Source organism: Chthonomonas sp. (assembly GCF_035294505.1).
Taxonomy (GTDB): domain Bacteria; phylum Armatimonadota; class Chthonomonadetes; order Chthonomonadales; family Chthonomonadaceae; genus Chthonomonas.
Genome location: NZ_DATGKU010000001.1, coordinates 1 through 6,686, shown reverse-complemented (window position 1 = coordinate 6,686; position 6,686 = coordinate 1). Strand labels below are relative to the sequence as shown.

General features: G+C 54.7%; 6 protein-coding genes and 1 pseudogene. 6 read left to right on the top strand and 1 reads right to left on the bottom strand.

All coding sequences use genetic code 11. From position 1 onward, the window contains the following. From VKV18_RS00035 to VKV18_RS00010, 6 genes are all read left to right on the top strand, one after another. The coding region (locus VKV18_RS00035; protein ID WP_324202184.1) for a single-stranded DNA-binding protein at positions 1-409 on the top strand (409 nt) is incomplete at its 5' end. A 145-nt stretch (positions 410-554) separates the two neighbouring features. Further along, a complete protein-coding gene (gene rpsR, locus VKV18_RS00030) occupies positions 555-806 on the top strand; it encodes a 30S ribosomal protein S18 (RefSeq protein ID WP_324200223.1) in 252 nt (83 codons plus the stop codon). Between the two features lie 90 nt (positions 807-896). Continuing rightward, positions 897-1,994 (top strand): bifunctional phosphoglucose/phosphomannose isomerase, encoded by a 1,098-nt coding sequence (locus VKV18_RS00025; protein ID WP_324202183.1) that lies wholly within the window; start codon positions 897-899, stop codon positions 1,992-1,994. Between the two features lie 62 nt (positions 1,995-2,056). Beyond that, the gene (locus tag VKV18_RS00020; RefSeq protein WP_324202182.1) at positions 2,057-3,418 is read left to right on the top strand and encodes a hypothetical protein; all 1,362 of its coding nucleotides are present in this window, start codon (positions 2,057-2,059) and stop codon (positions 3,416-3,418) included. A gap of 68 nt (positions 3,419-3,486) precedes the next feature. Continuing rightward, positions 3,487-4,971 carry a hypothetical protein gene (locus VKV18_RS00015; protein ID WP_324202181.1) on the top strand — a complete coding sequence of 495 codons (1,485 nt, stop codon included), beginning with the start codon at positions 3,487-3,489 and terminating at the stop codon, positions 4,969-4,971. Positions 4,972-5,075: 104 nt separating this feature from the next. Further along, positions 5,076-6,428 (top strand): hypothetical protein, encoded by a 1,353-nt coding sequence (locus VKV18_RS00010; protein ID WP_324202180.1) that lies wholly within the window; start codon positions 5,076-5,078, stop codon positions 6,426-6,428. Here VKV18_RS00010 and VKV18_RS00005 read toward each other — a convergent pair. After that, positions 6,425-6,686 (bottom strand): annotated as a pseudogene (locus VKV18_RS00005) (3-phosphoshikimate 1-carboxyvinyltransferase); the annotation flags it as partial. The gene VKV18_RS00010 and the pseudogene VKV18_RS00005 sit on opposite strands and share 4 nt — an antisense overlap.

The following is a 6,686-nucleotide window of genomic DNA, read 5'->3' as shown; positions in this document are numbered from 1 at the left end:
CGATCCGGAAGTCCGCTACACTCCCTCCGGCGTGCCGGTAGCGCAGTTTGGGCTGGCCGTCAACCGTTTCACGCGCAACGAGCAGGGGGATTACGATGTTGACTTCTTCAACATCGTGGTCTGGCGGAAGACGGCGGAGTTTGTATCGCAGTATGCCAAGAAGGGACGCCTCATCGCCGTGGACGGTCGCCTACAGGCCCGCTCCTGGGTAGACCAGACCAGCGGGCAGAAGCGCTCCGTGGTCGAGATCGTGGGCGAGAACGTTCAACTGCTTGATAGACGCCCCGATGAGACCGGAGGTCAAGCGGTCGGCCTCGAAGAGGTTCCTGTTACCGGTGTCTCTACGGAGCCGATGGCCGATCTGCCTCCAACCGACGAAGACGAGATAGACCCATTTGCAGAGGAGTAATATGTCCGACGACATTCCCGAGATCAACGAGGAGACAATCGAAATACCCGACGAGACCATAGACAAACCTGAAGCGGATGCGGAACTGACCGCAGAGGCTGAGGCAGAGGCGCCCGCCGCGGAAAACGGTGCTGCAGCCGCCCCCGTGGCAAAAGCGAAAACGACAAACCGTTTCCGCCGGCCACGGCGCAAGGTGTGTCTGTTCTGCGTGGAAAAGGCCGAGACCATAGATTATAAGCAGATATGGCAGCCGAAGTATGCGCGCCTTCTGCTTACCGAACGAGGCCGCATTGTGCCCCGTCGAACGCGTGGTCTTTGCGCCAAACACCAACGCATGGTGGCGCGCGCCATTAAACGCGCCCGCCATATGGCGCTACTGCCTTTCGTCGTCAAGTAGCCTCGGTTTTCAATATACGGCGCATCCCTTTTGTTATCCTCGAATCATCGGTAACTCGAAGCGGATGCGCCTAGCCTAAGGAAGAGAACCATGCCGGAAGAGAACCTTCTCGACTCAATTGCGTCTGCCGAGCAACGGGCTTCGCTAGACCCGCACGGCATGTTAGAGCTGGTGCTGAAGTTCCCTGCCCAGTGCAGAGAGGCCGCGAACATTATATGGCACTATGGCGTCGGCCCCTCGGAGGCCGTGGAGATTCGACGCATCGTGGTGACCGGACTTGGCGGCTCGGCCATTGGCGGAGATTTTTTGCGCTGCCTCGCTGACGAATACGGCCCCATTCCGGTTCTGGTTAACCGCGACTACCACTTGCCCCATTGGGTTAACCGCAATACCCTCGTCATCGCGGCCTCCTACTCCGGCAACACCGAAGAGACCCTACAGGCCATTCGCGATGCAGGCCGCTCCGAAGCCCAGATCGCTGTGGTAACCAGCGGAGGAAAGTTGGCCGACATCGCAAAACAGGCCAGTTATGCCTACGCCCTTGTGCCGGGCGGGCAACCCCCCCGCTCGGCCACCGGCTATATGTTTTTTCCACAACTCACCTATCTAGCCCATCGTAGCCTGCTGCGCCACCAGTTTGAACGCGACATCGAAGAGACTCTCTCCGTGCTAGAGAGCCTCGCCAAACGCTTGGGGCCGGATGTTCCCACAAATCAAAACCCCGCCAAACAGCTGGCACAAGCGCTTTACGGCAAAATTCCTGTCATCTACGGTTCGCAAGGCTATCGAGGGGTGGTGGCCTACCGCTGGAAATCGCAGTTCAACGAAAACACCAAAATCGCCGCGTTTTCTAACGTCTTGCCCGAGCAAAATCATAACGAGATTTTGGCCTGGGTTCAGGCACAAAAACAGGCCTCCAACTGGGCTGTCATCTTCCTACGTGACCCCAACGAACGCTTCGACAACCCTCGCATTGTGCGGCGCGTAGAGGTAACGGCCGAGCTTGTGGGACGCGTGGCGCCAGTACATGAGGTGATGGCAGAGGGCGAATCGCTGCTGGCCCGCCTCTTCTCGCTTGTCTATATCGCCGATTTTGTTTCGGTCTATCTGGCCTATCTGTACGGAGTGTGTCCTACCGACATCTCCTACATAGACCACCTCAAGGCCGAATTGGCAAAGCTCGGCTAAAAGTGGGGGGTACAGTCGGTGCTGTACTCCCCCTGGCTTTCTGAGAGGACAGCTTTATGCTCATGTCGCTTCTTGCGAAAACCCGCCGGCAACGTTCTCCCTTCCTTGCCTTTGCCCTGTCTGCGCTTCTCGTGTTTTCTATCGCAGCCCTCATCATCTGGCGCCTTCAATCGGCAGAGGTCAACCGCATAAAAACCCTCTATGCACAGGCAAAAGCAGCTATCCTAGCCGATGGGCTACCCCTTACATCGCATCAGGTCGTTCCAAACTATATACCGGACGCGCAAAACGCCGCTCCCCTCTACCTAAGCATCTTCACAGACTTTAAGGCGCACCCCCAATGGCGCATTCTTGAAGCCAATGCCCTCTCTGTTTTTGCCAATTTCCCACCCAACGCAAAAGCGCTTCGCATTGCCGATCGGTACGTGCAGGCCACGCGCCCGGAGATGGCGAAGGTCGAAAAGGCCGTTCAACTCCCCTATTGCGATTTCCATTACGATTGGAACATAAACCCTCTTGTGTCGAACCCTAGCTATGCCGACTTTCGCACCTTAGCACGCCTCATAGCGCTCGATGCCGTGCGCCTCGACAGAGAAGGGAAACCCATTGAAGCGCTCGATAGATTGGCCGTCGGCGCTCGCATGGTGCGGCAGATCACCTCCGCCGATCCGAGCCTCATAGCATTCTTCGTGTCTGCTGCAATTAATACTATTTTTGGGAAAGCTTGGACACTGATCGTGCAACACCGTTCCCACGATCTCCTCGTGCTTCAACACGCTCAAAAAGTCAATCATCTTCTGGTGCGCAGCTACGATCCCCGGTGGTTCCTTCGCTATGAGGTCTATGAAACCGTCTGGCTGGGTGACTATCTTCACCAGCATCCACAAGACGCTCTACAACTGATTCGAGAGGCCGGCGGTTTCAATGCGCCACCGCCACAAGAGGCCTGGTGGAAGAGGCTATGGCGCCGTTTCACCGGCCAGAGCGGGCCTATTCCCTCCGAATTCAGCCCGCTACAGATCGATCTGCTCGAAGCCCGTGCGCTCGCGTACTACGATACCGCCTACCGAATTTTTGATAGCCACCAGGGCGATGTGCTCGCCGCACAGCAAGCCATTCAGGAGTTAGATGCGCGTGCGGACGCGCTGGGCAACAGCAATCCCCGCGAATACATGCTCCTCAATGCGCGGGTGCCTCTCTCTAACATCATGCAACACCTGCTCCAAGTCGAAAGCGATTGGTGGCAAAGGGAGCTTCTTGTCGAACGGTATCTCTATCGTTGTGAACATGGGCATGCCCCTTCCGATGTTCGGAACCTGCCGGCAGTACGGCAGATGCCGGCGAGCATTCGTTGGATATTCTTTCTTCCAAAACCGCCATCCCCTACAAATCGGCCCGCGCCACATACATTTTCTATGCCCTAAATGCTATTATTCTCCTTAGGAACGTATCGCTTGTTCAGCAAAAAGCGCTTACCTAGGGGGGGCAAACTATGTCCGCACAAAGAAAAGATCGGCGCGATCTGTTTTTTATTGCAGCCCTTCTGCTCGGCATTCTCATCCTTTTTATGCTTCCTATCGGCTATGTGCTGTTGCAAAACCACTTTGCCACCGTTAGGGCGCACCGAATGCTTGTTCACGCGCGTGCCCTTCTCCGTCAAGACGGTCTTCCCCTTTCCGTAGACGAGATGAATAGGCTTACCACCCCACCTCCCCTCGCAGAAAACGCCGCCCCCATTTACGATAAGATATTTATGAACTTTAACCAGAACCCTCAATGGAGCCTACTTGAGCGACAGACCTACCCCCTTCTCGATAACTGGCTTGCCACGATACCTATAGCACCTTTCGGATTTACAACCTCACGCCCCTCGGCAAGCGCTATGACACCCGCACAACAAGAGAGCTTGCTCCATGTGGCTCAACAGTACGTACAAAGCGCTCGCGCGCAGTTCCCCCTCACCGCGAAGGCGGTCGCGCTCCCCTACTGCAACTTCCAACGGAACTGGAGCCTCGGCTCTAACCTTACCTTTCCCGAATATTCCCAAGCGTACAAGCTCATTCGGCTCTTGCTGCTGCGCGCGCTTTTGCTCGACCGTGCCGGAAAGCCGCTGGAGGCGTTGCAGCAGATTGATTTAGGAGTGAAAGTGGCCAAACAGATCGGTTCCGACCCGGTGCTGCTCGCCTTCTTAACGCAGTATGCGATGGAAGGAATGCTCCAACGCGCTTGGATGCGCGTTGTGGAGAACCATGCAAACGACCCACAGGTGCTGCAGTGCGCCGATAAGGTAAGTTGTGATTTCGGACACGGCCCCGATCTGATTCGCGATATGTACAGCGAAGCCCTATGGACTGAACTTACGAGCCGCGTCGCCCACGCCGAAGGCGAAAGATTTTTGGAAGAGGTCAATCCGCAGCTTACCTCTCCCATGCCGTTGGGAAACTCCTCCGAGTCGTTCTTGACTCATTTTTGGAATCGGCTTCTGGGAAAAGAGCAGTCCAAGAGCCTAGCAGCACCCACAATTGACCTTATGGAAGCGAACATGCTAGATTACCTTCATAACTTCATACAAATTGAAAAGCGTTACGCCAACGATCCGTATCAGGCAATGAAGGCCGTACAGCAGCTTTCAGCGGATGTCTCAGATGCCGCAACGCGCGCGCCGAAAGAGTACTTTCTGGTCTCGGTTATGGATTCGAACTATCAAACAACAGCCATCAAAGGAATCTACCTGCGGGCTTGGGCGCGCCAACGTCAGCTTGTGCTCGATCTTTTCAAATATCGTCTACAACATCATCAGTTTCCCAAAGACTTAAGTGTCTTCCCCAACGAAGAGACGCTCGATCCTTTCAGCGATCGCCCCATGCGCTACCGGCGCACCGTACAAGGTTTTGTGCTCACCAGCGTCGGCGAAAGGGCGTTGGCAGCCAACACCTCAAGCGACGAGTTAACTGTGCGTTATCCACTCTCAAAATGATGTTGAGGTGCGCCATGAAGTCTCTCTCAAGGTATCCTACTGCTAGACCATTGTCATCGCCTAAGTTATCACGGGCGTGGGCTAGACTCTTTGCTGTAATATGTTTGGCTCTAGCCATCCTTCTATGCTCTCTCATCTTCGGCCACTACTACGCCATTTGGCGGGCACAGCGCCGTTTAGCCAGAGCATACAATGCCGTTCGTCAAGACGGTCTTCCTGTTACGGTTGCCCAATTTCAAAAACTCACCGTCATTCCCAATGAAGCCCAGAATGCGGCGCCCATCTACCAGCAACTCACAACGCAGTATTTTATGACAGGATGGCATTCCCTCGACAACAACTTAGAGCCTACCGTTTACCATCTGCTGAATATACCCTACCATGATGCTGTTTCAACACCCAAAATGAATAGTGCTCAGCTTGTACGTGCTGAAAATCAGTATGTAAATCTTGTTGCATCGTTCATGCCCTGGCTATCTCAAGCGCTGAAACGCCCCTACTGCAACTTCCATCGCGATTGGTCTCTGGGGCCAATGGTTCTCCTACCGGAATACGCTACTCTGGCAGCATTAACAAGGCAGCTGGCCCTCCGAGCCGTTTTCCTCGATAGGCAAGGTAAGCCCTTAGAAGCCCTGCATCAGATAGAGATCGGACAGAAATTGGCTAAAGATATAGGCAGCGAGCCTATTGTTTTAGCGCTCCTGGTGCAGGGACATTGTGAGCGCGTGCTCAATAATGCTTGGTTGCTTATCGTCGAGCATCATAGTCATGATCCAGACTTCCTAAAACAGGCTCAACGCGTCAGTCGAGGCTTCTCCAGCTCTGTCAACATTCTCCCTCACCTATCGGGAGAGTCACTCGGCACAATCCTTACTTTTAATCTGCTACGCACGGGAGGGCGGCCGATGCTTGAAAAGCTGAAAACCGGCACCTCTACAAGTCCGATCGAAGATCAAGATTTGGGCACCCGGCTTTGGTACGTCTTATCCGGCAACCAGCGTCGTAACCAGTTCCCCCTCACACTGGTGGATAACACGGAAGCTCAGGAGTTATGGCATCTGCACGATATGGCTACTATTGCAAAACGCTATGCAAACGAACCGGCTAAGGCACTGAAAGCCTATCTTCAGCTACACTATACAGTTCCGCGTTGGCTGAACGTAGAGGACAACGGTTTTGAACGGCAGATATTTGAACAGACACTCCTTATGCAAACTTGCGCTCACCAACGTCAGCTTGTGCTCGATCTTTTCAAATATCGTCTACAACATCATCAGTTTCCCAAAGACTTAAGTGCTTTCCCAACCGAAGAGACGCTCGATCCTTTCAACAATCGCCCCATGCGCTACCGGCGCACCGCACAAGGTTTTGTGCTCACCAGCGTCGGCGAAAGGGCGTTGGCATACTCGCCTTGGTCGGATTCGGAAATCACCGTTCGTTTCCCGCCCCAACCCTAAGCAAGCAGCTGTTCCAGACACTGCCAATAGTTTGGGAACGTTTTCGCCACACAGCCCGGATCGCGAATGACGATGCCCGGCACCCGCAGCCCGATGAGGGCGAAACTCATGGCTACGCGGTGGTCGCGATAGGTCTCGATCTCTGCAGGACGGATTTGGTGAGCAGGCCAGATCGTGTAACCATCCGGGCGCTCCTCCACGCGTACTCCAAGCTTTGCCAGCTCGGCGCAGACGGCATGGATGCGATCACACTCCTGG